The sequence below is a fragment of the Sulfuricaulis sp. genome, from assembly GCF_024653915.1.
Lineage (GTDB): Bacteria > Pseudomonadota > Gammaproteobacteria > Acidiferrobacterales > Sulfurifustaceae > Sulfuricaulis.
In genome coordinates this window covers 66,612-92,970 of sequence record NZ_JANLGY010000006.1, presented here as the reverse complement: position 1 = coordinate 92,970, position 26,359 = coordinate 66,612, and the positions used below count along the sequence as shown (strand labels likewise).

Here is a 26,359-nt window from a genome sequence, read left to right as displayed (position 1 = left end):
CTGCATAAGCCAGCCTGATCACTGAAGATCGAACTCCGCAATCACCGGGGCATGGTCTGACGGACGCTCATGTTTGCGCGGTTCGATATCTATGCGGCAAGCGCGGCATTCCGCCGTGAGCGCAGGGCTGCACAGGATATGATCGATGCGCAATCCATGATTGCGGTGAAACGCCCCGGCGCGGTAATCCCACCAACTGAAACTTTTTTCCTGCTGCTCGAACTCGCGGAACACGTCCGTCAGTCCCAGTTTTGCCAAACGCTGAAACGCCGCACGCTCCTTGTCGCTGAAAAGTACATGGCCTTCCCAACGCTTGGGGTCGTGCACATCGCGCTCATCCGGCGCGATGTTGAAATCACCCAATATCACAAGGCGCGGATGGGCCTTCAATTCTTTCGCGAGAAATTTCTCGAGCGCCTTCAGCCAGGACAATTTATAGGAATACTTTTCTGATCCGACCTCCTCGCCGTTGGGAATGTAGACGTTAACCACGCGCACATCGCCCACGGTTGCGGCGAGTAAACGCTTTTGGTCGCCTTCGGCGCCGGGCAATGAGGCAATGACATCATTCGCAGGCGCACGGCTCAGGGTAGCAACGCCGTTGTAGGTCTTCTGACCCGTGTAGACAGTCTGGTAACCGGCGTCGCGGAACGCTACGACAGGAAAATCCACATCTGTGATTTTAGTTTCCTGCAGGCACAGCACATCGGGGTTTTCTTTTTTCAGCCATTCCAGCACCTGGGGCAGGCGCACGCGTATGGAATTGACATTCCATGTCGCGATTTTCATGAATGGGCGCTCCAGCCCCGGTTTCAGACTGGCTCAATAACGACTGCGGGCAGGCCGGTAACCGGAATCACCCTGAGTCGAAGTATCGTCCTGCTCTTTGCTTTCCTCCCCGGCGGGTTTGGCAGACTCGCTCTTCGGATAGCCGACAGCATCCAGTTCACCCTCAAGAATGGATTCCACGTAACCTTTCATGACCTTCTCGCCGATCATGACGATCGGCGCCGATAGCGAACCGATCTTTGCTTTCAGTGTCTGTTGCAGTTCTCCATTGTTCTCAAGATTCTGCTCGGAATACGGTACTTTGCGCTTCTGCAGATAGATGCGTGCGAGATCGCAGGAACCGCACACGGGAACGGAATAAAGAATGACCGGGTATTTTTCGACGATCTTTTCGAGATTGTCATCCGACTCCGACTTCTTGCCGGAACCAAGATTTTTTTCCTCGACGCGGTAGCCGGAACCTTCGGGTGGCGGTTGGTCGTGATACGACACCCGTCCCTGGCTGTCCACCCACTTATATAATGTCCCTGCCTGCGCTGCGGAAAAACCGGCGACAAGAAGCACCATGAAAAGAAAGGAGTAAATGCGTTTCATGCGTCAAACCCTCAGATACATGCCACCCGATCGTTTGCGAATAGATTCGCGCAGCCATCTTATGCCGGCCGCGAATCCAATACCTAGCATAGCAAAGGAAATTCCAAGCCACAGATAACTAAAGAGAAAACCGGCATCCGTCGTAGTCTGGTTGACGGGCGGTTTTTTGGTCGTGGCCGCGGCGGCAGGAACTGGCGCCGACGCCGGTTTTTCAGAAAGATTTTTCTCCAGCTCCTTTATTCTGTCTGCCTGTTCTCCGATAGTCGCCTGAGCCTTCTTCAGTTGTGTCTGCGCCTCGGTCGCCTGCGTGCGGCTTTTGGCCAGGTCTTCCTGGAGCTTGGTAAGTTGCAGACGCGCCGGCGGGTCGGGGGTGAGATAACGCGCCTCGATCCAGCCTTCCGTGCCCTGAGGGTCACGCACGCGGGCAAACTTGTCCACGCGCTCAACCACCTCCAGCAGCGTTCCAGTCTCGACGGTTTTTACCACCGGGCTGGCCTCATCCATCTCGGCGCGCAAGCCGATGCGGATCCGCTCGGCAATGTAAACTGTTTCAGCCTGGGCGGCGGAAAAAATTCCCAGCAACACCAGAGCCGTAATGATACGCAGACTTCCAGTCATGGTTTCTTCCCTTAAGCGGCCAGTCCGGAATGCCGCAACAACGCATCAATCTTGGGAGCGCGGCCGCGAAATTGCACGAACAGCTCCATCGGTTCGCGTGAACCGCCCTGCTCCAGAATATTCTGCAAAAACTGCAGGCCGGTGGCACGATCGAACACGCCGTTCTCCTCGAATTTGCTGAAGGCATCCGCCGACAGCACCTCGGCCCACTTGTAACTATAGTAGCCGGCCGCATAGCCGCCGGCGAAGATGTGCGAAAAACCGTTCTGGAAGCGGCTAAACGCCGGTGGGATTATCACCGCCACCTCGGCTCGCACTTCGTCCAGCACCTGTTGCACGCTCTTGGAGCCGTCCGGACTGAAAGTGCTGTGCAAGCGCATGTCGAACATCGAGAACTCCAACTGGCGCACGAACTGCATGCCGGACAGGAAGTTTTTGGCCGCGATCATCTTGGTGTAAAGGTCATCTGGAATCTTTTCGCCGCTCTGGTGATGCGCGGCGACAAGATCGAGCGCCTCGCGTTCCCAGCACCAGTTTTCCATGAACTGGCTCGGCAGCTCGACCGCATCCCAGGCCACGCCGTTGATGCCCGCGACACCCACGTAGTCCACTCTGGTCAACATGTGGTGCAGGCCGTGACCGAATTCGTGAAACAGGGTAATGACTTCATCATGGGTGAACAGCGCCGGCCGCCCTCCCACGGGCGGCGTGAAATTGCACACGAGATACGCCACCGGCACCTGTATGCCGTTCGCGGTGCGCTTGCGGTTGATGCACTCATCCATCCAGGCGCCGCCGCGCTTGCTGGCGCGCGCATACAGGTCCATGTAAAACCGGCCACGCACCTCGCCCGCTCCGTCGCGGATTTCGTAGAAGCGCACGTCCGGATGCCACACTTCGACACCTTTTACTTCGGTAACTTTCAGGCCATACAATCGCTCGACCACCTCGAACATGCCGGGGACAACCCGGGTCTCTGGAAAATAGGGGCGCAGGTCCTCCTGTGACAATTGGTATTTGGCCTGCTGCAGTTTCTCGGAGTAATACGCAATGTCCCAGGCCTCGAGACGTTCGACACCATGCGCGTCACGGGCGAAATGTCTGAGTTCATCGAAATCCTTTTGCGCCGCGGACTTCGCGCGTTGCGCAAGATCATTCAGAAAGTCCAGCACCTCCGGAACCTTTTTGGCCATGCGCGTCTGGAGTGCGTATTCGGCGAAATTGTTGAACCCGAGCAGTTGCGCCGCCTCGCGCCGCCGCCGCAACAGGCGCAGGATCAGTTCGCTGTTGTCCCATCGGCCGGCCGTCGGACCCTGATCGCTCGCGCGCGTAACAAAGGCCTCGTACATCTGCCGACGCCGTTCACGATCGTCGGCGTAGGTCATGAAAGCGATATACGACGGAGCTTCGAGGGTAAAGCGCCAGCCTGTCAGTTTTTTTTCCAGCGCGTCCTGTTGCGCCATGGCGCGCGCGGACTCGGGCAAACCGGTCAGGTCCTTTGCGTCGGTGATACGCAAATCCCACGCCTGGGTGGCATCGAGCACGTTCTCCGAGAACTTGCTGTGCAAGGCTGCGATTTCCTGTTGCACTACTTTGAAACGCGCCTTTTCCATCGGCAGCAGTTCCGCGCCGGCGAGGCGGAAATCCCGCAGCGTGTTCTCGATGATTTTCTTCTGCGCCTGGGTCAGGCGCGAAAACTCCGGGCTCGCGGCAATGGATTTATAACCGGTGTAAAGACGTTCGTCCTGCGCCAGATCCGTGAAATAGTCGGTGAGCTTCGGCAGGCCGGCATTGTAAGCAGCGCGCAACGCTTCACTGTCCATGACGGCATGCAGGTGCGACACCGGCGACCACAGGCGCACCAGACGTTCGCGCATGTCCTCGATCGGTTGGGCGAAGTTGTCCCAGGTATGGGGGCCGTCGGCCTTAAGTACACGTTCCAGGGCAGCACGATTTTCAGCCAACACATGATCCAGCGCCGGACCGGCATGCTCCGGAAGAATGGCGCCGAAACGCGGCGGTTGCGTGAGATCGAGCAGCGGGTTGTTGACGAGAAAGGTGTTTTCCATGTTGAAACTATTATAACGTGCAGCCGTGACCGCCGAAGCCCCACACCCGTATGACAGCCTCACGCCCGAGATCATTCTCGAGGCCGTGGAGATGTACGGCACGCGCTGTACCGGCGGCCTGCTGGCGCTCAACAGCTACGAAAACCGCGTCTACCGCGTGGATACCGAGGATGGCCAGCCCTATGTGGCCAAATTCTACCGCCCGGCCCGCTGGGAAGAGGCGGCCATCCTCGAAGAGCACGCCTTCGCGCAGCAGCTGGCCGAACACGAAATTCCTGCCGTGGCACCGCTGGCGCACCAGAATGGCAGCACGCTCAGTCACCACGGCGGCTTTCGCTTCGCGGTGTTTCCGTGGCAACCGGGACGTGCGCCCGAACTGAACTCACGCGAGGACCGTGCCCTGCTCGGCCGTTATCTCGGCCGACTGCATCGGCTGGGCGCGGCAGAACCGTTCCGCCACCGCGCGCGCCTGGGCATCGAGGAATTCGGACATCGCTCGGTGCGTTATCTAAAGGAACATGACATCGTGCCGGAGGAACTGCGCGCGTCGTTCTTCACCATCACGGAATATCTGTTTCCGCCGATCGAGGCCGCCTTCCGCGCCGCCGATGATGCCGCCTGGATACGCCTGCATGGCGACTGTCACCTCGGCAATATTCTCTGGACCGGCACCGGCCCGCATCTGGTGGATTTCGACGACTGCCTCACGGGCCCGGCCGTTCAGGATTTGTGGATGCTGCTCTCGGGCAGCCGCGAGGAAATGGAACCCCAGCTGGCCGACGTGCTGTCCGGCTACACCGAATTCATGGAATTCAATTCTGCCGAACTGCGCCTGATCGAACCGCTGCGCACACTGCGCATGCTGCGCTACATGGCCTGGCTCGCCGAGCGCTGGGATGACCCTGCTTTTCCGCGCAACTTCCCCTGGTTTAACACACAGAGATATTGGGAGGAACAGGTGCTCGCGCTCAAACAACAGGCGGCGGCGCTGGATGAACCCCCATTGTCGTGGATGGCATAGGCAGCCTTATTCTTCTTATAATCGCGGCCATGGCCATTCGCCCCTACAAAAATATTCTCCCCACCATCGGGCCCCGGGCTTACATCGACGATGCCGCGACCATCATCGGCGATGTCGTCATCGGTGAGGACACTTCCGTCTGGCCTATGTGCTCGGTGCGTGGCGACGTGAATGTCATCCGCATCGGCGCACGCACCAACATTCAGGACGGCAGCATTCTTCACGGCACACACGATTACGAGGGCGTGCCGGGCGGTTGGGCCGTGGTGGTGGGCGACGATGTCACCATCGGACATCAGTGCATCATTCACGGCTCCACTGTCGAGTCGCGCTGTCTCATCGGCATGGGTTCCGCCATTCTCGACGGTGCGATCCTGCGCGCCGGCGCCTTCCTTGGTGCCGGTAGCCTTGTCACGGAGGGTAAGGAGCTGGAAGGCGGTTATTTATGGATGGGCCGGCCGGCAAAACGGGTGCGTGAGCTGACTGAAGAGGAAAAGTCCTGGTTTGATTACTCGGCAATGCATTATGTGAAGTTGAAAAACGATTATTTAAAGTAATTCCTCTGACCCACCCATCGTTTTCCCTTCACTGATTTCTGGAGAACTTGCCGAAGTCACGTTTTCTGACAGTATTACGTAATACCGTATTAGGGTGTGACATGCTGCAGGTATCCAAGATCACCAGTAAATTTCAGGTCACCATCCCGGCGGCGGTGCGCCGGGTGCTGGGCCTCAAAAAAGGGGACGCGGTGGCGTTCGAGATCGAGGGAAATACCGTTGTGGTCCGCCGCGCGAGCGCGCTCGACAGAGAATGCGCCAAGGCGGTTGAGGGCACGCTCAGCGAATGGCTCTCGGCCGAGGACGAAGAGGCCTACCGGGAACTATGACCGCTTCGAAGTGGTTATCGTCCCGTTCCCATTCACCAACAGGGCCCAGGTAAAGCGCCGGCCTGCTCTGGTCCTCTCCAGCCATCGAGCCTTTGGCAAGATGGCCGGACACAGCGTTCTGGCTATGATCACCAGTGCAAAAAATGCACCGTGGCCTCTCGATGTACCGATTGCCGATTTATCTCAATCCGGTTTGCCCGCGCCCTCCGTGGTACGCATGAAGCTCTTCACGCTGGACCATCGTTTCATCATCGCCAAGGGCGGCATGCTCGCAAGTAAAGACCGCAAAGCGGTTACCAAGGCGCTGGAAATGCTGCTGGATATGTAGTGCAAGTGCAAGCACAGTTTTCTGCGGAGCGCCGGCTGGCGAAGTGGATGCCGGAACTGACGCGCAAGGAGAAGGCCTGGGCTTTTTCGACCATAACAAGCAAAGTCAGCAACTACCAATCTGCTACCAATTTATACTAAATTGGTAGTTTACTGCTCCCCCTCTTCCTCCTTTGCAGTCTCGTCTCCTAATTACCAAACGCCACGCACAGATTTGCTGAAGCTGGCGCGGGTGGAGTTATTGGAAAAACAGCGGACCGGACGTGCGTTCGTATTTTTGTCGCCGCCAAATTTGGCTGCTCGGCTCAAACAGGTAAACACAAAGTAACTGCTTCGTTTAATTTCGTTCAGGATCGATTTTCGACCAGCTTGATCTCCTCCCGGTGGCTCGGGCCGACCACGGTTTACGACGACAGGTGCATTGCAGCTATCTTTCTCACCCACATGTGCTTAGTTTCAGCGTTTCCCGTGCCGCGGCCGTGACGCTGGTTTTTTCGCCGTTTTACCCTCCGCTGATACCAGGGCCTCCACAATCGAACGGGCCTGCGCACGCTGGGACGGCTTCAGACGGCGGTATTTTTCCAGAAGCTGTTGTTCTTCCTTCGACAACACCGTGGGCCGCTTCAGCTCCGTCCGGTAACTGCCCGCCTCCTCCGCCACCCGGTTCAGATTACTCGAGGAAACACCGGTAATGATGTACTGCACATCCATGCCGAGCTTGGAACAGGCGGAAAGCAGATCGGCCGGGATGGGCGTCCCGCGTCCTCCCGTCCTTTCGTAATTGATCACCGTCCATTTGGTCACCCCCAGCGCCTTGCCCAGCGCCACCTGGCTCAGGCCAAGCCGCGTGCGCTCCACCTTCAGCCTGGCGGAGGATGAATATATTACACTATCTGATTTGACAGGTTGAATTTTATTACCCATACTCTAGATCAAAGGAAAATGGAAAGGTAAAGCTGATGATCTTCAGCTGAATCCTAACACACGGAATAACAAGAATGGATTACCTGGACTTGAAGTTTGCGCTGGCCCGCAAGGGCTACACCCTCACGCGCGTCGCCGAGGAATTGGGGTTGTTCGGACCGCAGTCGATACAGCAGGTGCTGACGCGCAAATACATCAGCGCCCGCGTGGAACGGCGCGTCTCCGAAATTATCGGCATCCCCCTGGAAAAACTTTTCCCGGATCGTTACCAGACAAGCAAGCGCCGAGCACGTACTAACGCTGCGAACATGCACGAAAAAACACGCGATACCGGGCGCGCCTCGTAATAAGCCGCATTCGTGGAATCGGGCAAGAGATTGCCTTGCGTGTAATGGGGGGAATTCTTGGCCAAGTCATACCACAAGCTTGACCCGCTGAAGGTACGGAAATTGAAAGAACAGGGGCTGACGAATGCCCAGATCGCACAACGGCTGGGTGTCACTCAGGGAGCTATTTACCACGTACTACGCAAAACCGTTGCGCGCGAAATGAAAGCCTTGGCGGCATTAAACCCGCCTTGATGATTTCAGCTTCCCTTGCGCAGCTGCTGTATCACGGGCCGGGTATCGGGTCGCGCGCCGCGCCAAAGCAGGTACGACTCCGCCGCCTGTTCCACCAGCATGCCGAGACCATCGACAGCGGTTTCCGCGCCGTGCAGCATGGCCCACTCGAGAAACGGCGTCGGCTTGTCGTCGTACATCATGTCGTAGGCCACGGCGTTGTTAGCAAAGAGATTTACCGGCAACGGCGGCATTTCACCTTGGAGACTCGCACTTGTGCCATTGATCACAATATCGAAACGCTTGCCGACGAGATCGCCATAGCCGATGGACTCGACCTTGCCGAACGTCGCGAAGGCCTGAGCCAACTCCTTCGCCTTGGCAACCGTGCGATTAGCGATAACAAGTAGCGCAGGATTCTGCTTGAGCAGCGGCCCGAGCACGCCACGCACGGCGCCACCCGCGCCCAGCACCAGAATTTTTTTGCTTCGCAGGTAAACGTTCAGATTCTTGGTAAGGTCGTGCACCAGGCCGGTGCCGTCGGTGTTGTCGCCGAAGATTTTCCCATCCGGCTCGAACCGGATGGTATTGACCGCTCCCGCCAGTTTCGCGCGGTCGCTCAGATTGTCGGCCAGCTTGAAGGCCTCGATCTTGAAGGGTACGGTGACATTGAATCCCTTGCCGCCCTCGGTGCGGAACTGCTCCACCGCTTCCGCAAACCCGTCGGTATCGACCCACAGCGCGGTGTATTCGATGTTGTGGCCAAACTGATGGGCGAACTGCTTGTGAATCGCGGGCGATTTGCTGTGGGCAACGGGGTTGCCCATCACCGCGTAACGCGCCGGGGTTGTGTCTTTTTCCGCCTTGGTAGCCACTTTTCGATCCTGAACCTGCATGCGCAGCCTATTCTAGGCTATTGCCCGCGCCACGGCACGCGAGCTTATAAAAGTACGAAGGCCAGGAACGATAGGTAACAGAAGCCGTTGAAAAAGAGATGCACTGGCCGCAGGTGGCCACGGCGCATCATGAACAGCAGATAAGTGCTCGCCACCAGCGTCAGAATCACGCCCGCCAACACCTCCGGCCGCGGTTCCCATGGCGTCAGCAAAATACCGAGCGCCGGCAGCAGCGAGCCCTGAAATACCATGGCGCCGGTGATGTTGCCAAAAGCGAGCGTGTCCTTGCGCTTGCGAATCCAGAGGATGCTATTCACTTTTTCCGGGAGTTCGGTCGCGACCGGCACGATCAGCAGCGACAGCACCAGCGCTGAGAGCCCCATCCAGACGGACAGTTCCTCAACCCCCTGCACGAAGCCGTGCGCGCCGAAGATAATCAGCGTCAACCCGATGGCTAGTTGCAGCACTATCGTGTACATGTTTTCCGGCATCCCTATACGGCCGAACAACCGCACCAGAAACAGCGGCTCGCTGGCGGAGGTGCCATGGCCGTCGGCGACAAGCTTGGCCGAGGCGCGGATCGTGAGCATGAGGTAAATGAAATACACCAGCACCAGTGAAATCGCGATCATCGCGCGCACCCACATCGATGTATGGGGAATGAAGATGGCGACAGTGCCCATGCCGTATGCCAACAGGAACCACGATAGATCGCGCCTGATACCGGTACGTTCGGGATGCAGCTCATCCGACCAGCCACGCTTGTGAATAGCAAACAACGCCATCAGAAAAAGCGTCAGCGTCGAGAGCATGAGCGGCGCACCGAGGATGGCGCCCACGCCCACTTCCTCGCGCACCTGCTGCGTGCCCGCGGTCGAGAGGATCGCCACCACCGGCACCATGGTCTCGGGCAGAGCGGTGCCGACCGCCGCGAATATGGAACCGGTCACACCCTCGGATATTTTCAGGCGCGCGCCGAGATGCTCCAGAGCGTTGGTAAAGGTTTCCGCGCCAATCAGGATGATAAGCAGGGCAACAAGCAGCAGGCCGATGGTCATGCGTGGAATTCCTGGTTGATGGTTCTTTTTCTTCCCTATCCCGGGGGACGGGTCTCAACGAAGGCGGGGCGTGTGCCGATGCCGGCCAGCCACTGGCCCAGTCGCGCATGTCGTCCGCGCCAGTCGTGCGGATAACGGAAGTCGGTATATTCCAGCGCGACGGCCATCACCAGGTCCGCCAGCGTGAAACGGTCTGACATGAGCCAGGCACCTATGGAAAGATGCTGTGCCGCGTATTCAATGGAGCGTGCAATTTTTTCTTCCTGGCGCCGGATATTGTCCGCTGACTGTTGCGCGGCGGGGCGACGCGATTCGAGCAAGCGGATCACGACGGCGTCCAGCATCCCGTCGGCCAGGGCCTGCCAGCGCAGCATTTCCCAACGCGCCTCGCCCGATGTCGGGAGCAAGGCGGGGGTTTTGAGCGCATCGAGGTATTCGACGATCACCGGGGAATCGAACAACACCTTGCCGTTGTCGAGCGCCAGCACCGGCACCTTGCCAAGTGGGTTGAGCGCGGGTATCGGGCTGTCCGCGGCCCAGGCATCGGCCACAACGAATTCGCACGGCACTTTCTTTTCCTGGATGAGGATGCGGGCCTTGCGTACGTATGGTGACGTGAGCGAACCGTAAAGTTTCATGGGTTTACGAATAAATAAAATGGAACCACAGATGAACACAGATAAACACGGATAATGTGGTTCGCGACTGAGATGTTTCTATCTGTGTCCATCCGTGTTCATCAGTGGTTTCAAACTTATAAATAACTCAACACAATTCCGGCGAACACCGCCGCGCCCAGCCAGTTGTTGTTCAGAAAGGCGCGAAAGCAACCGTCAGGATCGCGCCGACGTATCAGGCGCTGCTGATAGATGGCCAATCCGAACGCCACCGTCAGGCCGGCATAATACCCCAAACCGAGATGGGCGAGCGTGCCGACCAGGGCCAGCAGGGCGATTGCCGCCATGTGAAACAAAAAAATCATCATGCGGTCGTAGCGACCGAACAGGATGGCGGTGGATTTCACCCCGACCTTGAGGTCGTCCTCACGATCCACCATGGCGTAGGCGGTGTCATAGGCCACGGCCCAGAACACATTGGCGCCAAATAAAATCCAGGCAAGGGGTGGCACTCCTCCAGTCTGGGCGGCAAAGGCCATGGGTATGCCCCAGCCGAAGGCCACGCCGAGGTAAAACTGCGGCAGATGGGTATAACGCTTTAGAAAGGGATAGGTCGCGGCCAAAAAAGCGCCGAAAAAAGAAAGCAGGACGGTCAGGCGATTGAGCACAAGCACCAGCGCGAACGCCATGAGGCACAGCACGGCAAACAGCACGAGCGCTTCACGCGGACTTACGCGCCCGGCAGCGATCGGCCGCTCGCGCGTGCGAGCCACGTGCGGATCGAAATTCCGGTCAGCGTAATCGTTGATGACGCAACCGGCGGAGCGCATCAACACCACGCCCAGCACGAAAACAATGGCGACCTGCACGTCGGGACTTCCCTGTCCGGCGATCCACAGCGCCCACAGCGTCGGCCAGAGCAACAACAGGATACCGATCGGCCGATGCAGCCGCATCAGCATGGCATAGTCTTTGAATCGTGCCGCCAGAACCATCTTTAGAATTTGGCGATATCGGGCAGAAAGAATTCGCACACCAGCAACGGTTTGCCGCCAACCCGGAACAACGAGCGTCGTCCCCAGATCATTTCGGGCTTGTCGCGCAGTGCGAGCGTCGCCAGATGATAAAGTTGATCCAAAGGCGTGAGGCATGTTATCTGCACCTCGCCTCGCCTCGTGGACGGATCGGCAAATAGCATGGCGCCCAAGGAACGCGCGCCCAGCGTCGTGAAACGATGCGATTTTCTCGCCAGCGTCTGTGGCGGTATGATGGTGCGTGCATATACCCACGGGGTCTCGCCGCACATGAGCTTTACCTGGCGGACGATGGCGCGGGTACCGCCCCGCATGCCGAGGGCCTCGGCCTCGTTGCGCAATGGGCGAACACGGCGCTGATCCAGAAGCCGCACGTAAAAATTACCGAGGCAGTGATCGATAATGCGCTCCGTGAGTGAAGCTTGATCGAGCAACCACGGCAGGTATTTTTCCGGGATATTAGCGTGGTTCAGCCGGCGCGCCGGGCGCCACAACGGCTCCGAGCCCCTCGGCGGTACCGGGTTCACAATAGTCATGTAATGTTATCAATGAGTTATGGGTTCCGAATCGTAGCAGAAACAAACTATCCGGTCAGCGGGAACAACGGTTGTATTGCTGGCACAATCTTCAGGGTAAACCCATTATGGAAAGGCCGCGCACCTCTACCTCCGGTCACCCATCAGGACAGTATTCGGTTCAGAGAGAATCAAGTGAGCATTCCACCTGCCCCAAGCGTCCGATTCAAACCTGTTCTGTTTATCGCCGGTATGCTGTTATATCCGTGTTCTGCCGGTGCCGATATGCTGGCCGTCGCGGTGGGGCACGGGATCATTCATTCGCAGGGGTCAAACGCCGTGTTTCTCTCCTACCAGACAGACGCGCCGACATTATTCAATCAAAAAAGCCTCTTTGATCTGTCCATCGCCCACTGGAGTGGAGGAAATTACAACACCGCGCTTACCGTTGCGCGCACGCTTCGCTGGAAACTTGCGCCGAAAAATTACTTTGCGGGCACACTCGGTATCGGCATGGTAGACCGAACTACGGATCATCTGGGCACCCACGGGCAATTCGTGGCGCGTCTCGTGTTCGGGCGCAAATTCGGGAAATACGACCTATCCATCGGTGAGACCCATTACTCAAATGGTAAAAAAGCATTACGTCATAACTGGGATGGGCCAAACAAAGGAGAGGATTTCCTGACAGTCATGCTGGCGCGCGATTTCTAGCGTCCCTGTTTTCAGACATTACCATAGGTCTCGGCGCCACTGAGCCAGCGCCGCACGATCGGCTCCACGCATTCGGGGTATTCCTTTAACACCTGCTCGGCGACACTTTGTACGCGTTCCAACAATGCGCGGTCGCGCAACAGATCGGCGATGTGAAATTGCGGCATGCCAGCCTGGCGCGTTCCGAGCAGCTCGCCGGGACCGCGCATTTCGAGATCGCGGCGCGCGATTTCAAAGCCATCGCTGGTCTCGCGCATGGCCGCCAGCCTGGCGCGCGCCATTTCCGACAAGGGCGGTTGATACAGCAGCACGCAGTGACTTTCCACCGAGCCGCGTCCGATGCGGCCGCGCAGTTGGTGCAATTGCGACAGGCCCAGACGCTCGGCGTTTTCGATGACCATAAGCGTGGCGTTCGGCACGTCCACGCCGACTTCGATGACGGTGGTGGCCACCAGCAGTTGCACCTCGCCACGTTTAAATGCCGCCATGATCTTTTCTTTTTCCAGCGGTTTCATGCGCCCATGTATCAGTGCAATCGACAGATCCGGCAAGGCCTCGCGCAAAGCCTGCGCCGTGTCCGTCGCGGTTTCCAGTTCCAGCGTTTGACGCGCGCCATCCCTGGCGCGCGCCCCTGCGGGGCGCACTGAAGTGCGCCCAATTTCGCTCCCGGCGAAATTGTCCGTTTCCTCGATCAGCGGGCAAACCCAATAGACCTGCCGGCTGGCGGAGCAGGCATCGCGGACACGGCTGACCACGTCCGCGCGGCGCGCTGAGGGAAGCGCCACGGTTTCGATAGGCTTGCGACCCGGCGGCAGTTCGTCGATCACCGACACGTCGAGATCGGCATACAGGCTTTGCGCGAGCGTGCGCGGAATGGGGGTGGCGGTCATGATCAATTGATGCGGCCGGCGTAAGCCCACGCGGCCCTTTTCGCGCAGCGCGAGGCGCTGATGCACGCCGAAACGGTGCTGCTCATCGACCACGATCAGACCCAGATCGGCGAATTCCACCCCCTCCTGAAACAGCGCCTGCGTGCCGACCGCAATGGCGGCACGGCCCGAGCCGATTTTTTCGAGCACGTCCTGGCGCGCGCGGCCATTGAGCTTGCCGGACAGGCCGACCACCGAGATACCGAGCGGTTCGAGCCAACCGGAAAAATTTTTCAGATGCTGATCGGCCAGCAATTCTGTCGGCGCCATCACCGCAACCTGCAAGCCGCTTTCGAGGGCGCCCAGACTCGCGCAGGCCGCGACGATGGTCTTGCCCGAACCGACATCGCCCTGCACCAGGCGCTGCATCGGATGCTGCTGCCGCAGGTCTTGCAGGATTTCCTCGAGCACGCGTTGCTGGGCGCGCGTGAGTTGAAACGGCAGACGTGCCAGCAATTGACGCATCAGCCCGCCATCGCCTGCAATGGGTGGTGCGGCTTCCGTCTGCACTCGTGCGCGCAAACGCTTCAGGCTCAGGTGATGCGCCAGCAACTCCTCGAAGGACAGGCGCAGCACCGCGGGATGCCTGCCCTCCGCCAGCAGTTCCACCGGTGTGTGCGGCGGCGGTTGATGCACCAGCGCCAGCGCCTCCGTGAGCGTCGGCAGTTTCAGTTCCTGCAACACAACAGATGGCAGCCACTCGTGAATTTTATCGAGATGCTTTTCCAGTGCCTGGCGTGCGATTTTGCGCAGGCTCAGCTGATGTACGCCCGTGGTCGCCGGGTACACCGGCGTCAGGTTTTCCTCGACCTTCGCCGGCTGCGCGCCATCGGTGAATTCATATTCAGGATGAATCATCTCGAGCCCGGCCGGGCCGAAGCGCGCCTCGCCGAACAGTCGCAGGCGCCGGCCGCGCGCGAGGTTCTGCTGTTGGATGGCGCTGAAATAAAAGAACCGCAGGTGCAAGTGGCCGGTGCCGTCACTGACGCGGCAGATCAGACTGCGCCGCCCACGAAACACCACGTCCGCCAGTTCGATCTCGCCCTCCACCACCGCCTCCATGCCGGGCCGCAGGCTGCCGATGGGCAAGAGACGTGTGCGATCCTGATAGCGCAGGGGAAGATGAAACAGGACATCCTGCACGGTATACAGGCCGAGGCGCTTGAGTTTGTCCGCGAGTTTCGGACCGACCCCTTTTAGGGCCGTTACCGGCAGCGAGGCAATGTCCATAACTTCAGTAGCAAGTTCCAAGTTGCAAGTAGCAAGACAGGAAAGGAAACATCGAAGTTTTACTTGCTACTTGTCACTTGCCACTTGTTACTTTTCTAAAACCATAATCGCATCCATCTCAACCGCCGCGCCCTTGGGCAGCGCGGCCACGCCTACGGCCGCGCGCGCCGGATAGGGTTCGCGAAAGTATTGCGCCATCACCTCGTTTACCAACGGGAAGTGTCCGAGGTCGGTGAGATACACGTTGAGCTTCACCACGTCCTGCAGGCTGCCGCCGGACGCCTTGGCCACCGCGACCAGGTTCTCGAATACGCGCCGGATCTGCGCGCGCATGTCGCCGTCCACCAGCACCATGGTCTCCGGCACCAACGGAATCTGGCCAGCAAGATAAACCGTGTTGCCGGTTTTGATGGCCTGGGAATAAGTGCCGATGGCCTGCGGTGCCTTGTCCGTTTTGATCACTGTTCTGGTCATATCCCTTCCCCGTGGTTCAGCCTTTTTTGCGATTGATCTTCACCACCGATTCGAGTGCGCGAATACGGCGCATGATATGCGCCAAGTGCACGCGGTCGCGTACCTCGATGGTAAAATCCATGGAGGTATACTGGCTGTCACGCTCGTCGAAGGACACCGAGTCGATGTTGGCCTCCTGTTCGGAAATCGCCGCCGCCACGGAGGCGAGCACACCACGCTGGTTCTTTGCCTCGACCCGGAAATAAACCGGGTACACCCCTTTGATGTTTTTTTCCCACTGCACGTCGATCCACTGCTCCGGATGCTTGCGGTAACGCACCACGTTCGGGCAATCCTCGGTATGCACCACGATGCCACGCCCGGCGGTGAGAAAGCCCAGGATGGGATCGCCGGGAATGGGACGGCAGCAGCGTGCGTAATTGACCACGACGCCTTCGGTCCCGTGGATGGCCAGCGCCGGTTCCTTCGGCTTCTGACTGCGGCGGCGGAACAGCCGCAGGAAACGGCTGGCTTCATCTTTTTCAGTTTGCGGCACGAGTTGGCGTGCCACCACGGTAGCCAGACGGTTGCCGAGACCGATTTCGCCCAGCAGGTCATTCCAGGTTTTCTGCTTGAGGGTTTTCAGCAGCGCGTTGCGGGTTTCCTCGGATATTTTCTTCAGATCGGCGCCGATGTCCTCCAGCGCCGTGGCCAGCAGGCGTTCGCCGAGCTTGGCCGACTCATCGGTTTTCTGGTTCTTCAGGAAACTGCGGATATGCGCGCGCGCCTTGCTGGTCACGACATAGTTGAGCCAGGACGGGCTGGGGCGGTTCCATTCCGCGGTAATAATCTCGACGTGATCGCCATTGCGCAGGGTGGTACGCAACGGCACCAGTTGATGGTTGACCTTGGCGCCGACGCAGCGGTTGCCGATGTCGGTGTGCACGTCGTAGGCGAAATCGATGACGGTGGCGTCACGCGGGAGCTTCTTGATCTCGCCGTTGGGCGTAAACACATAGACCTCGTCCGGGAACAGGTCCACCTTGAGGTGTTCCAGGAATTCCCGCGGGTTGCCCGCCTTCTGCTGGGTGTCCAACAGGTCCTTGAGCCACTGGAGCGCGCGCTGCTGCGCCGGGTCCGAACCACGCTCGCCGCTCTTGTACAGCCAATGTGAGGCCACCCCGGCCTCGGACACGCGATCCATTTCGTGTGTGCGGATCTGCACCTCCAGGGAAACACCAAACGGGCCAAACACCACGGTGTGCAACGATTGGTAACCGTTGGCCTTGGGGATGGCGATGTAATCCTTGAACCGCCCGGGGATGGGTTTGTAGAGATTGTGAATCGCGCCGAGCGCGCGATAGCAGGTGTCGGCCTTGTCCACGATCACGCGAAAGCCGTAGAGATCGTATACCTGATCAAACGACAGATGCTTCTGCTCCATCTTGCGGTACACGCCATACAGACTTTTTTCGCGCCCGGTCACCTCGGCCGCCAAACCCTCGCGTTCCATCTGGCCGACGATGGCGGCGCGGATTTTTTCGACGATGGCCTTGCGATTGCCATGACGCTTGCGCACCGCGTCGTCGATGATGCGGTAGCGTAGCGGATAAAGCGCGGAAAACCCGAGATTGCCCAGTTCCGCCGCCCACTGGCGCACACCGAGGCGGTTGGCGATGGGCGCGTAAATATCGAGTGTCTCGCGCGCGATGGCACGGCGGCGCTCCGGCTTGAGCGCGGCAATGGTGCGCATGTTGTGCAGGCGGTCGGCGAGCTTGATGAGGATGACACGGATGTCGCTCGCCATGGCGAGCAGCATTTTGCGGAAATTTTCCGCCTGTGCCTCTTCCTGCGACTGGAATTCGATGCGGGTGATTTTGGAAACGCCATCGACGAGCGCGGCGATATCCGTCCCGAACTGCTCGGCGATATGCTCCTTCGCCGTGGGTGTGTCCTCGATGACGTCGTGCAGGATCGCCGCCATGATGCTCTTGGCATCGAGGCGCATGGCCGCCAGGATGCGGGCGACTTCTATGGGATGGTATATGTAGGGTTCGCCGCTGACGCGCCGCTGCCCGTCGTGGGCCTCGGCGCCGAACAGATAGGCGCGATAAACATCAGCAACGTCGCGGGGCTCGAGATAGGATTCGAGAATGGCGCACAGGTCACTGATCTGAAAACGCTCTCCGGGGATTCCAGACGGCGATTCAGACTTCGGTTCCGCCCTCTTTGCCGGGGGCCGGGCTGCTGTCGAGCCCGCCTGTTTGGGGTTGGTCGGCTGTGTTTTCATTGGCCTCAAATACGACTGGCGCCGTTTCCTCTTCCAGGATGGCATTGGTCACAAAACCGCCGGCGATTTCGCGCAGGGCGAGTACCGTGGGCTTGTCGTTTCCGCGCTCCACAAAGGGATCCGCACCATTGATCAGCTGGCGTGCGCGGCGCGTGGCCACCAGCACGAGCTGAAAGCGGTTATCGACGTTATCCAGACAATCTTCCACCGTAATACGAGCCATACCTATACCTCTGTCATCCACAGGAAACGCGGCGTCGCCGCAAGGTTTAACACTAAACTAAAGCACGCGCCCCGACTGATGCCAGATCCGGGGCGGGTCAGGGGTAAGCGCTGTATTGCATCTTACTGATATAGGGCGGTTTTTGCCACTTGGCCCTTCGACTAGACCTCTGCTAACAAGGCCTCCATGTCCACCCGAACGGGCCGAGGCTTGCCGTCCCCGAGGATTATGGTCTTCAAATCGGCCAGGGCCGCATTGAAGTCATCGTTTACCACCAGGTGGTCGAATTCCTTGTGGTGGCTTATCTCAGACACCGCCGCACGCATGCGCTGGGCAATGACCTCGGGTGAATCCTGGCCGCGCCCGGTCAGACGCTCTTCCAGAGCGGCGCGCGAGGGTGGCAGGATGAAAACGCTCACCGCCTCCGGCAGCTTTTCCTTGATGGCGCGCGCGCCCTGCCAGTCAATATCGAAGATGATGTTCTTTCCCTGCCGCAGCATGCTTTCGGTCGTCGCGCGCGAAGTGCCGTAGGAATTCCCAAACACCTTGGCGTGTTCCAGAAAGCGGTCGGCCGCCACCATCTCGTCGAACTGTTGCGGGGTAACGAAATAATAATGCACACCGTGCTGCTCACCCGGCCGCGGCGCGCGCGTGGTGTGCGAAACCGAGAACGCCAGGTCGGGCATCTGCTCCACCAATGCCTTGGCGAGACTGGTCTTGCCGGTGCCGGAAGCCGCGGAAAAAATAAAAAGTCTGCATTTCATAATAATTTTGGAACCGCAGATAAACGCAGATGGACGCAGATATTTAGATTAAAAAGTAAAACTGGTTTTTATCCGCGTTAATCTGCGTTCATCTGCGGTTTCGTGATCTTATTCTATATTTTGCACTTGCTCGCGCATCTGCTCGATCAGCACCTTGAGCTCGACCGCGACATTGGTCAGGCGCGTGTCGGTGGATTTCGATGACAAAGTGTTGGCCTCGCGGTTGAGTTCCTGCATCAGGAAATCGAGCCGCCGGCCGGCGGGGCCGGGCTGAGAGAACACCCGACGGATTTCGGCGAAGTGCGCGGTCAGCCGGTCGATTTCCTCGGTGACATCCGCCTTCTGCGCGAACAGGACGATTTCCTGTTCCAGGCGCGCGGGATCGAGCTGGGTCTTGACCTCCTTCAGACGCGCCTCCAGCCGTTCGCGAAACTGCCGCGTGGCTTCGGGGAACAGCTCTTTCGCCTTCCCTGCCATTTCTTCCATGGACTGCAAGCGTGCCAGCATGAACTCCTGCAGACGTGCGCCTTCGCGGTTGCGCGTCGCCACCAGCTCCGCCAGCGTGGCCGACAGTGCCTCCAGTGCCGCTGCGCCCAGGCTTTCGACATCCAGCGCCGCCGCCTTGATCACCCCCGGCCAGCGCAGCACGTCGATGGTGCGTAATTGCGCGATATCTTGTGCATGATGGCGCAGGTGGTCGGCGGCAACGAGCAAGCGCTGTACCTGCTCCGCATTCATCTCGATGGTCCCTGCCGATGCTTCACTCGGCTGGAAGCGCAGGGTGCCGTCCACCTTGCCACGGGCGAGGCGCGCGTTGACCAGTTCGCGTATGCGCGGTTCGAGCGAGCGCAGCTCCTCCGGCAGGCGCAGGGAAATGTCGAGATAACGGTGATTGACCGAGCGCAGCTCCCAGGTGAGCGTGCCCCAATGCGCGACCGCCTCGTGCCGGGCAAAGGCGGTCATGCTGGCGGTCTGGGGCGGGGTTTTTCCGGATTTCATGGGCGATACGGATGGTAAACCGAATCAGATCAGGGTGAAACCATCCCCTGCCACTCAGAATTGGGCATATATAATCTAAAGATGGAAACGCCGAACGTGCCCCCGCCCGCCGGTCAGAACTGAACCGGAAGTCATGGATATCACCAATGCCCTCAACGAGGGCTATATGCTGCATCATTACAAGATCGCCAAAACCCTCGGCGGCGGCGGGTTCAGCATTGTCTACCTCGCGCGCAACACCCAGACCGGAAAGTGGGTGGTCATCAAGGAGTACCTGCCGGACAAGCAGGTCGCGCGCGCCGACGGCGAGACCGTGGAGAACCTGTCAGGCTCGACCGCCAGTACCTTCAACACCGGCATGAAGCGTTTTTTCGACGAAGCCAAGGCGTTGTCGACAATCCAGCATCCCAACATCGTGCGCGTCACGGATTTCTTCCGCGAGAACAACACCGTGTACATGGTGATGAATTTCGAGGATGGCAAGGACCTGCGCTGGTACATCAAGCGCCACGACGGTCGCATGACGGAAAAATTCATCCGCACGGTCTTTCCCCCGTTGCTTGACGGACTGCGTGAGCTGCACAACCACCGCCTGCTGCATCTCGATATCAAGCCGGCGAATGTTTATCTGCGGCCCGGCGGCTCACCGCTGCTGCTCGACTTCGGCGCCGCGCAGTCTCCTTACGTCAACGAACGGCGTGCGCTGCCACACACACTCACGCGCGGCTTTGCGCCCATCGAGCAGCACACGCGCGGGCACATCGGACCGTGGACCGACCTTTACGCCGTGGGCGCCACCATGTGGGCCTGCCTGTGCGGCAAGGCCCCGCCTACCGCCACCAAGCGTGCCGAAAAAGACACCTACAAACCGGCGGTGCGCCAATTTGCCTCGCGCTATTCGCGTCAGCTGCTCGAGGCCGTGGATTGGTGCCTGCAAATGGATCAGATGGCGCGACCGCAGAATGTGGATGCCTTGCTGGACTTTCTCAACAAGGAACCGTCCGAGTTGCCGGCACCAGACCCGGAAACGCTGATCGAGCGCTTGAAACAGAAATTGCCCTGGTGACAACAACGGCACCATGAAATACCAGATCACCCAATACACCCTGCGCGGGGCGCGCCCGACCAACGAAGACCGCGTGGGTTATGCCGAGCGCGACAACGCCGTGCTGTTGGTCGTGGCCGACGGACTCGGCGGTCACCGCGGCGGCGAGATCGCGGCGGAAGTTCTGGTGGAGACACTGCTGCACAGCTTCCAGTCGCTGCGCCAACCCGTGATCAATCGACCCTCGGCCTTCCTCGCGCTCGGCATCCTGCAGGCGCACCACGCCATCATCGCGCGCGCCAAGGCCAGCCAGACACCCATCGAACCGCGCACCACCTGCGTCGCCTGCCTGGTGCAAAACGGCTATGCCTACTGGGCGCACGTGGGTGACAGCCGACTTTATGTCATCCGCCAGGATCGCGTCCTGCTGCGCACACAGGACCACACCGCCATCGATGAAATGCATCAAGACGGCTTGCTCACGGAACAGGAAATGCTCGACCACCCCCAGAAGAGTCACCTGCTGAATTGTCTCGGTGGCGGGGTCACGCCCACCATCAGCGTAAGCGAAGAAACCCTGCTGCAGCCGGGCGACATGCTGCTCGCCTGTACCGACGGCCTGTGGGAGGCGTTCACACCGGAAGAGATCACGAATTATCTGAAGGCTCCGGCGCTGGATGAGGCCATGGAGGAAATGCTTTTTGCCGCGGTGCGCAAGATGAAACACGGCTGTGACAACGTCAGCGCCGTATGCCTGCGTTGGCAGGATGCCATGTCAAAAAATCCACCACTGCAAGGCAACGTGGCCGTGCAGATCGATGAGGCCATGCTGCGTCAGGAGGCCCGTCACCATCTTCCGCATGTCGCGCGGCGACCGGTCCCAATACCGCCGGCCCCGGTCGTGGAAGACACCAGTAAAGAAAAGAACAGGCCGCTGCAAGACCGCATCCAGGAGATCGAGGATTTTCTGAAGAAGCACGAGGCCAAATAGAAAAACAAGATTTATGTGAGTTCTTGCCGCTGAGACGCAAAGGACGCAAAGAAATCAATCCGATCTTCATGCCCCAATGCCCGCGTTCAACATTATTCCGGATTGGTGATAATCTGCGTTCCGGCATCAGACCAGCTCAAGGAATTTCATGCGGCCCAGCGGACGTAAACCCGACCAGTTACGCGACATACGTATCACCCGTAGTTACACCAAACACGCCGAAGGCTCGGTGCTGATCGAGTTCGGCGAGACGCGCGTGCTGTGCAACGTCAGCGTCGACGAAAAGGTGCCGAACTTCCTCAAGGGCAAGGGCCAGGGCTGGGTCACGGCCGAATACGGCATGCTGCCGCGTTCCACCGGGAGCCGCATGGCGCGCGAGGCAGCACAGGGCAAACAGGGCGGGCGCACCATGGAAATCCAGCGCCTGATCGGGCGCGCGCTGCGCTCGGCGCTGGACATGAAGCAGCTGGGCGAGCGCACGTTCACCATCGACTGCGACGTGATCCAGGCCGATGGCGGCACGCGCACGGCTTCCATCACCGGCGGCTGTGTCGCGCTGGTGGATGCCATCAACCACGTGCGCAAACGCGGATTGATTACCAACGACCCCCTGCGCCATCTGGTCGCCTCCGTTTCCTGCGGCATCTTCGGCGGCGAGGCGGTGCTCGATCTCGATTACGCCGAGGACTCCAACGCCGGGACCGACATGAACTTCGTGATGGACGACGCCGGCGGCTTCATCGAAATCCAGGGCACCGCCGAGAGCAAGACCTTCAGCCTCGAAGACATGCAGGCGATGACCAAGCTCGCGCAAGCCGGCATCCGCGAACTCATCGCGCGCCAACGCGAAGCATTGGAGATGAAATAACAAAGAATTAATGGACAGGATTTACAGGATTAACAGGATTTCTTTGTAAAATCTTTGGCCTTGTTTGCTTCGCTTTTAATCCTGTAAATCCTGTTAATCCTGTCAATTCACAGCCTTTATATGACCAAGCAGATTGTTCTGGCATCGAGTAACCCCGGCAAGGTACGCGAGATCAACCAGATGCTCGCCGGGCTGCATCTCACCGTCGTGCCGCAATCCGACTTCAAGGTCGTCGATGCGGAAGAAACCGGCCTGACCTTCGTCGAAAATGCCCTGCTGAAAGCGCGCAACGCCACGCGCCACACCGGCCTCCCTGCCATTGCCGACGATTCCGGCATCGAAGTGGATTACCTCAACGGCGCGCCCGGGATTTACTCCGCACGCTACGCCGGCAAGGGCGCGAGCGATGCACAGAATCTGCAGAAATTACTGACCAACCTCAAAGGCGTTCCTGATGCTGAACGCAAGGCGCGTTTCCAGTGCCTGATGGTGTACCTGCGGCATGAATTCGATCCCACGCCAGTGATTTGTCAGGGCACCTGGGAAGGAAGAATTTTATTGGAGCCGCGGGGCGAGAACGGGTTTGGTTATGATCCGGTTTTCTTCGTGCCCACGCATAAGTGTTCTTCTGCCGAGTTGCCGGCGGAAGAGAAAAATAAATTGAGTCATCGGGGGCAGGCGCTACGGGCACTGGTATTTAGCCTCCAGCAACCGCGGTCCCGAATTTATTAATCGGGAAATTCAGAATTAATTTAATAATGTCTCGCTGCCATATCCAGCTTAATTCACTATTATCATTATAAAACATACACTTATTAAACTTAAAAGTCCTTATTTATGGCACGTCATATGCACTAAATGAGGGGTATGGGCAAAACACCTCAACCACCTGCGCCACCCGCCAACGTCGTGGGTGGCGCAGACCTCCCGAACAACAGGGTATCCACGGACATGCCGGAGTCACGTCTCGGCCGCTGGTTCGGTCTGCATACTTTGCTTGGCCGGTACCTGCTCGCCTCCGCCCTGCTTGTTGCCGGAATCCTCGGCGTTGCCTGGTTTACCCAAGGCAAGGTGGAAAGCGCCGCGGAGACCAACGCACAGAGTCTGGACATACGCAAACACCTCCACAACAAACTCAATGAAATAAGCCACGAAATCTGGGTCGCGGAAACCGCGACCCACCGTTACCTGGTTACACCCGAACAGGGCGCGCGCAATCAGGCCCTCGACATGCTTGATCACCTGATCGAGTCCACCGGGGACATCGCGGTTCACCCCTGGACACAACAAAATCCGCAGGCGCGCAAGCATGCGGAGAACTTGACGAGAGCAACCGGAGAATTACGCAAGCAGGTTGAACGCCTGCTGGATATGCGAATCGACCCGGACAAGACCTTCCCCGCTATCGATATCATGAGGAATGAGCTGCACCCTTCCACGATTGAGGTCATCACGCTGACGACCCAGGCCATGGAGGAAGCCGAGACCGCCGGACACACGCTCGCACAGGACGATATATACGAACTATTCGCCGACAGCCGTTACGCCTGGTCCACGGTGAACGCCAACTTCCGTCTGTATGTCACGAACCGCTTCGGCATATTCAGCAGCAAACCTGAAATCGACATGGCAAAGCAGAGGTCCGACATCGCGATGTACCTGACGCGCATCGAGACCAACCTGGAGAAACTCGCTACGCATGAAAGTCAGGGGGCGCTTGAATTCCAGCAGGAAGAGTCGCTCCGGCGACTGCGTCCGCTCGTCAAACAGTGGCGATCCGGATTCCAGAAGGTCGTGGCGATATTCGAATCGGACCACTGGCGCGCAGACATCCCATTGATGCGCGACGCGATTTACCCGCACTTCAATACCGCCTGGGAAGCGCTGCGCGGAATGCAAAAAGAAATCGCAGAAAGCCAGGATGAAAACATTCTGGCCATGGAGCAATTCACAGACCGGCTGGCCGGCTCGCTATGGACACTGGTTTTTTTCAGTCTCCTGATCATCGGAGGTGGCATCCTGGTATTCGAGTTCAACATCCGCCGGCCGATCGCGCGCGTCGCCTCAGCCCTCAAGGCCGAAGCGGAGGGAGCGACCGGCATCGCCCTGCCGACCACGAACACCCTTGAGACGCGCAACCTCGTGCATGCCTTCGACAACATGCGCACGCAGGTGCGTTCGCGCGAACAGAACATCCGCGCCATCCTCGACAATGCCGCCGAGGGCATCATCACCTTCGACCAGCGGGGGACGATCGAGAACTTCAACCGGGCGGCGGAAAGGTTGTTCGGCTGGTCCGCGGACAAAATCGCCGGTACCTCCATCGCCCAACTGATCGCGCCGGAATCCCGCGAGAAACGCGACGGCTACCTCGAACACTTCCTGCGCCAGGAGATCAAGCGCCTGGTGGGGCTCGAGGGCGAGGCCTTGGGGCGGCACAAGGATGGCACGACCTTCCCGATTTCGATCAAGATCACCGACATGGCGCTGCCGGGTCAGCAGAAATACATTGCGCTGCTCGCCAACATCGCCGAACGCAAGGCCATGATCGAGCGTCTGCGCCAGCTCGCCGAGCACGACGGCCTGACCGGCCTGTACAATCGTTCCTACTTCCTGACCGAACTGGAACGCCTGGTCGACCTGCTGAAGCGCAATGAAAAACTGAATGGCGCGCTGCTCTACCTCGACCTCGACCACTTCAAATACACCAACGATAGCCTCGGACACGCGGCCGGCGACCAGCTGCTCGTCGAAGCCGCCAACATCCTGACCCGGCGCGCGCGCAAATCGGACCTAGTGGTGCGGCTCGGCGGCGACGAATTCGTGGTGCTGATGTACGACACCGCGCGGGACACGGTCGAGCAGGTGGCCGAATCCTTCCGTCTGAAGCTGGCTAGCTTTGTGTTCCAATACCAGGGGAAAAACGTCGATATCGGCTGCTCCATCGGCGTCACGCTTCTCGATTCGCACATCGCATCGTCGGCGGATGCCCTGATGCAGGCTGATCTCGCTTGCCACCTCGCCAAGCGCGGCGGCCGTAACCGTGTACACCTCTTTGTCGCAAACGACGCCAAGAATGTCGACACCATGTCGCTCGATATGGGCTGGTCGCACCGTATCCGAAAAGCGCTGGAACACGACCGCTTCGCGCTCGTCGCGCAGCCGATCGCGCGCACGAGCAGCGGCGCCATCGAATGTCACGAGATCCTGGTGCGCATGCTCGATGAGGACGACAGTCTCATCATGCCTGCCGGGTTCCTGTCAACGGCAGAACGGTTCGGGTTGGCCTCCGAAATCGATCAGTGGGTCATTCGCCATGCCATCGACCTGCTCGCGCGCCGGCGCGCGACGGAACCCGCGCTGCGCTTTTCGATCAACCTGTCGGCCCAGTCGCTCTCCCTGCCGGCGATTGCCGAGCTGATCACGCGCAAGGTCGAGGAGACCGGGCTCGACCCGTCTGCCCTCACCTTCGAGGTGACGGAGACCGCTGCCATCGCCGACATGCATACCGCCGTGACCTTCCTCGCGCAGCTGCGTGCCATGGGATGCAAAACCGCGCTCGATGATTTCGGCAGCGGCATGTCCTCGTTTGCCTACCTGTCCGAGTTGCCGGTCGACCTTGTCAAAATCGACGGCCGCTTCGTGAAGAACCTGGGGCACAACTTGGTGGACCGGGCGATGGTAAAGGCGATGAATGACATCGCGCATGCGCTCGGCAAGGAAACCCTGGGCGAGTTCGTGGAGGACGAGGAATCCCTGCGCCAGCTGAATGCAATCGGGGTGGACTATGGGCAGGGCTACCATATCGGACGGCCTGATGCCGTAAATGCACACACCGATTCAGCCGGGCAGCCATTGCCGCGCAAGAAATAATCCCGCTGACCCGCCGCGGAACTGAAAAATAAATTGAGCCATCGGGAGCAGGTGTTGAGATTGTTGGTTGCG

At 59.1% G+C, this 26,359-nt stretch carries 28 protein-coding genes; 12 read left to right on the top strand and 16 right to left on the bottom strand.

Translation table 11 applies throughout. The annotated features are described in order from the left end of the window. Nucleotides 1-18: 18 nt before the first annotated feature. The 4 genes from xth to prlC are packed head-to-tail and all read right to left on the bottom strand — an operon-like array spanning nucleotide 19 to nucleotide 4,070. Entirely contained in the window at nucleotides 19-789 is a 771-nt protein-coding gene (gene xth, locus NUV55_RS03905; protein WP_296670571.1) for an exodeoxyribonuclease III, read from the bottom strand. Between the two features lie 33 nt (nucleotides 790-822). Then, nucleotides 823-1,383: a glutaredoxin family protein gene (locus NUV55_RS03900; protein WP_296670569.1), complete on the bottom strand. Its 561-nt coding sequence runs from the start codon at nucleotides 1,381-1,383 to the stop codon at nucleotides 823-825. Between the two features lie 3 nt (nucleotides 1,384-1,386). Then, a complete protein-coding gene (locus NUV55_RS03895; RefSeq protein WP_296670567.1) occupies nucleotides 1,387-2,001 on the bottom strand; it encodes a TIGR04211 family SH3 domain-containing protein in 615 nt (204 codons plus the stop codon). Between the two features lie 11 nt (nucleotides 2,002-2,012). Then, the gene (prlC, locus tag NUV55_RS03890; protein WP_296670565.1) at nucleotides 2,013-4,070 is read right to left on the bottom strand and encodes an oligopeptidase A; all 2,058 of its coding nucleotides are present in this window, start codon (nucleotides 4,068-4,070) and stop codon (nucleotides 2,013-2,015) included. A gap of 25 nt (nucleotides 4,071-4,095) precedes the next feature. Here prlC and NUV55_RS03885 point away from each other — a divergent pair, with 25 nt between their 5' ends. From NUV55_RS03885 to NUV55_RS03870, 4 genes are all read left to right on the top strand, one after another. Further along, nucleotides 4,096-5,091, top strand: coding sequence for a serine/threonine protein kinase (locus tag NUV55_RS03885; RefSeq protein ID WP_296670564.1), 996 nt, complete (start codon nucleotides 4,096-4,098; stop codon nucleotides 5,089-5,091). Nucleotides 5,092-5,120: 29 nt separating this feature from the next. Then, nucleotides 5,121-5,648, top strand: coding sequence for a gamma carbonic anhydrase family protein (locus NUV55_RS03880; RefSeq protein ID WP_296670562.1), 528 nt, complete (start codon nucleotides 5,121-5,123; stop codon nucleotides 5,646-5,648). 101 nt (nucleotides 5,649-5,749) lie between these two features. Continuing rightward, nucleotides 5,750-5,977 carry a type II toxin-antitoxin system PrlF family antitoxin gene (locus tag NUV55_RS03875; RefSeq protein WP_296670560.1) on the top strand — a complete coding sequence of 76 codons (228 nt, stop codon included), beginning with the start codon at nucleotides 5,750-5,752 and terminating at the stop codon, nucleotides 5,975-5,977. Between the two features lie 10 nt (nucleotides 5,978-5,987). Continuing rightward, nucleotides 5,988-6,305, top strand: a complete 318-nt coding sequence (locus tag NUV55_RS03870) for a type II toxin-antitoxin system PemK/MazF family toxin (RefSeq protein WP_296670558.1) — start codon at nucleotides 5,988-5,990, stop codon at nucleotides 6,303-6,305. Between the two features lie 455 nt (nucleotides 6,306-6,760). On the opposite strand, the gene NUV55_RS03865 is transcribed toward NUV55_RS03870, so the two are convergent. Beyond that, nucleotides 6,761-7,228 (bottom strand): helix-turn-helix transcriptional regulator, encoded by a 468-nt coding sequence (locus NUV55_RS03865; protein ID WP_296670556.1) that lies wholly within the window; start codon nucleotides 7,226-7,228, stop codon nucleotides 6,761-6,763. 74 nt (nucleotides 7,229-7,302) lie between these two features. Between NUV55_RS03865 and NUV55_RS03860 the strand changes: the two genes are divergently transcribed. Together NUV55_RS03860 and NUV55_RS03855 are read left to right on the top strand one after the other, a co-directional pair. Then, nucleotides 7,303-7,575 (top strand): helix-turn-helix domain-containing protein, encoded by a 273-nt coding sequence (locus NUV55_RS03860; protein ID WP_296670554.1) that lies wholly within the window; start codon nucleotides 7,303-7,305, stop codon nucleotides 7,573-7,575. Nucleotides 7,576-7,632: 57 nt separating this feature from the next. Next, nucleotides 7,633-7,809, top strand: coding sequence for a hypothetical protein (locus NUV55_RS03855; protein ID WP_296670552.1), 177 nt, complete (start codon nucleotides 7,633-7,635; stop codon nucleotides 7,807-7,809). 5 nt (nucleotides 7,810-7,814) lie between these two features. On the opposite strand, the gene aroE is transcribed toward NUV55_RS03855, so the two are convergent. The 5 genes from aroE to NUV55_RS03830 all read right to left on the bottom strand — a co-directional run bounded on the left by aroE (nucleotide 7,815) and on the right by NUV55_RS03830 (nucleotide 11,929). Then, complete coding sequence (gene aroE / locus NUV55_RS03850) at nucleotides 7,815-8,663, bottom strand: shikimate dehydrogenase (RefSeq protein ID WP_296670550.1); 849 nt, start codon at nucleotides 8,661-8,663, stop codon at nucleotides 7,815-7,817. A 65-nt stretch (nucleotides 8,664-8,728) separates the two neighbouring features. Then, nucleotides 8,729-9,742: a sodium:calcium antiporter gene (locus NUV55_RS03845; protein ID WP_296670548.1), complete on the bottom strand. Its 1,014-nt coding sequence runs from the start codon at nucleotides 9,740-9,742 to the stop codon at nucleotides 8,729-8,731. A gap of 35 nt (nucleotides 9,743-9,777) precedes the next feature. After that, nucleotides 9,778-10,380, bottom strand: coding sequence for a glutathione S-transferase N-terminal domain-containing protein (locus tag NUV55_RS03840; protein WP_296670546.1), 603 nt, complete (start codon nucleotides 10,378-10,380; stop codon nucleotides 9,778-9,780). 116 nt (nucleotides 10,381-10,496) lie between these two features. Then, entirely contained in the window at nucleotides 10,497-11,354 is an 858-nt protein-coding gene (ubiA, locus tag NUV55_RS03835) for a 4-hydroxybenzoate octaprenyltransferase (RefSeq protein ID WP_296670545.1), read from the bottom strand. Nucleotides 11,355-11,356: 2 nt separating this feature from the next. Further along, the gene (locus tag NUV55_RS03830; protein WP_296670544.1) at nucleotides 11,357-11,929 is read right to left on the bottom strand and encodes a chorismate lyase; all 573 of its coding nucleotides are present in this window, start codon (nucleotides 11,927-11,929) and stop codon (nucleotides 11,357-11,359) included. Nucleotides 11,930-11,932: 3 nt separating this feature from the next. Here NUV55_RS03830 and NUV55_RS03825 point away from each other — a divergent pair, with 3 nt between their 5' ends. Beyond that, on the top strand, nucleotides 11,933-12,622 hold the full coding sequence (locus NUV55_RS03825) for an acyloxyacyl hydrolase (protein WP_296670543.1): 690 nt from the start codon (nucleotides 11,933-11,935) through the stop codon (nucleotides 12,620-12,622). A gap of 11 nt (nucleotides 12,623-12,633) precedes the next feature. On the opposite strand, the gene recG is transcribed toward NUV55_RS03825, so the two are convergent. The 6 genes from recG to NUV55_RS03795 form a co-directional block, all read right to left on the bottom strand. Continuing rightward, a complete protein-coding gene (gene recG, locus NUV55_RS03820; RefSeq protein WP_296670541.1) occupies nucleotides 12,634-14,781 on the bottom strand; it encodes an ATP-dependent DNA helicase RecG in 2,148 nt (715 codons plus the stop codon). An 87-nt stretch (nucleotides 14,782-14,868) separates the two neighbouring features. Next, entirely contained in the window at nucleotides 14,869-15,255 is a 387-nt protein-coding gene (locus NUV55_RS03815) for a RidA family protein (RefSeq protein WP_296670540.1), read from the bottom strand. 16 nt (nucleotides 15,256-15,271) lie between these two features. After that, on the bottom strand, nucleotides 15,272-17,524 hold the full coding sequence (locus tag NUV55_RS03810) for a bifunctional (p)ppGpp synthetase/guanosine-3',5'-bis(diphosphate) 3'-pyrophosphohydrolase (protein WP_296670538.1): 2,253 nt from the start codon (nucleotides 17,522-17,524) through the stop codon (nucleotides 15,272-15,274). Then, nucleotides 17,442-17,747 carry a DNA-directed RNA polymerase subunit omega gene (gene rpoZ, locus NUV55_RS13775; RefSeq protein ID WP_367280341.1) on the bottom strand — a complete coding sequence of 102 codons (306 nt, stop codon included), beginning with the start codon at nucleotides 17,745-17,747 and terminating at the stop codon, nucleotides 17,442-17,444. The genes NUV55_RS03810 and rpoZ overlap by 83 nt, the downstream gene beginning before the upstream one ends. 161 nt (nucleotides 17,748-17,908) lie before the next feature. Continuing rightward, nucleotides 17,909-18,514, bottom strand: a complete 606-nt coding sequence (gmk, locus tag NUV55_RS03800) for a guanylate kinase (RefSeq protein WP_367280344.1) — start codon at nucleotides 18,512-18,514, stop codon at nucleotides 17,909-17,911. 105 nt (nucleotides 18,515-18,619) lie between these two features. After that, nucleotides 18,620-19,510, bottom strand: coding sequence for a YicC/YloC family endoribonuclease (locus NUV55_RS03795; RefSeq protein WP_296670536.1), 891 nt, complete (start codon nucleotides 19,508-19,510; stop codon nucleotides 18,620-18,622). Between the two features lie 133 nt (nucleotides 19,511-19,643). On the opposite strand from NUV55_RS03795, the gene NUV55_RS03790 reads away from it, so the two are divergent. The 5 genes from NUV55_RS03790 to NUV55_RS03770 all read left to right on the top strand — a co-directional run bounded on the left by NUV55_RS03790 (nucleotide 19,644) and on the right by NUV55_RS03770 (nucleotide 26,287). Continuing rightward, complete coding sequence (locus tag NUV55_RS03790; RefSeq protein WP_296670534.1) at nucleotides 19,644-20,576, top strand: serine/threonine-protein kinase; 933 nt, start codon at nucleotides 19,644-19,646, stop codon at nucleotides 20,574-20,576. 13 nt (nucleotides 20,577-20,589) lie between these two features. Beyond that, entirely contained in the window at nucleotides 20,590-21,546 is a 957-nt protein-coding gene (locus tag NUV55_RS03785) for a protein phosphatase 2C domain-containing protein (protein ID WP_296670533.1), read from the top strand. 148 nt (nucleotides 21,547-21,694) lie between these two features. After that, entirely contained in the window at nucleotides 21,695-22,414 is a 720-nt protein-coding gene (rph, locus tag NUV55_RS03780; protein ID WP_296670531.1) for a ribonuclease PH, read from the top strand. Nucleotides 22,415-22,534: 120 nt separating this feature from the next. Next, on the top strand, nucleotides 22,535-23,146 hold the full coding sequence (rdgB, locus tag NUV55_RS03775; protein WP_296670530.1) for an RdgB/HAM1 family non-canonical purine NTP pyrophosphatase: 612 nt from the start codon (nucleotides 22,535-22,537) through the stop codon (nucleotides 23,144-23,146). A 135-nt stretch (nucleotides 23,147-23,281) separates the two neighbouring features. Beyond that, the gene (locus NUV55_RS03770; RefSeq protein ID WP_296670528.1) at nucleotides 23,282-26,287 is read left to right on the top strand and encodes an EAL domain-containing protein; all 3,006 of its coding nucleotides are present in this window, start codon (nucleotides 23,282-23,284) and stop codon (nucleotides 26,285-26,287) included. The last annotated feature ends 72 nt before the right edge of the window (nucleotides 26,288-26,359 follow it).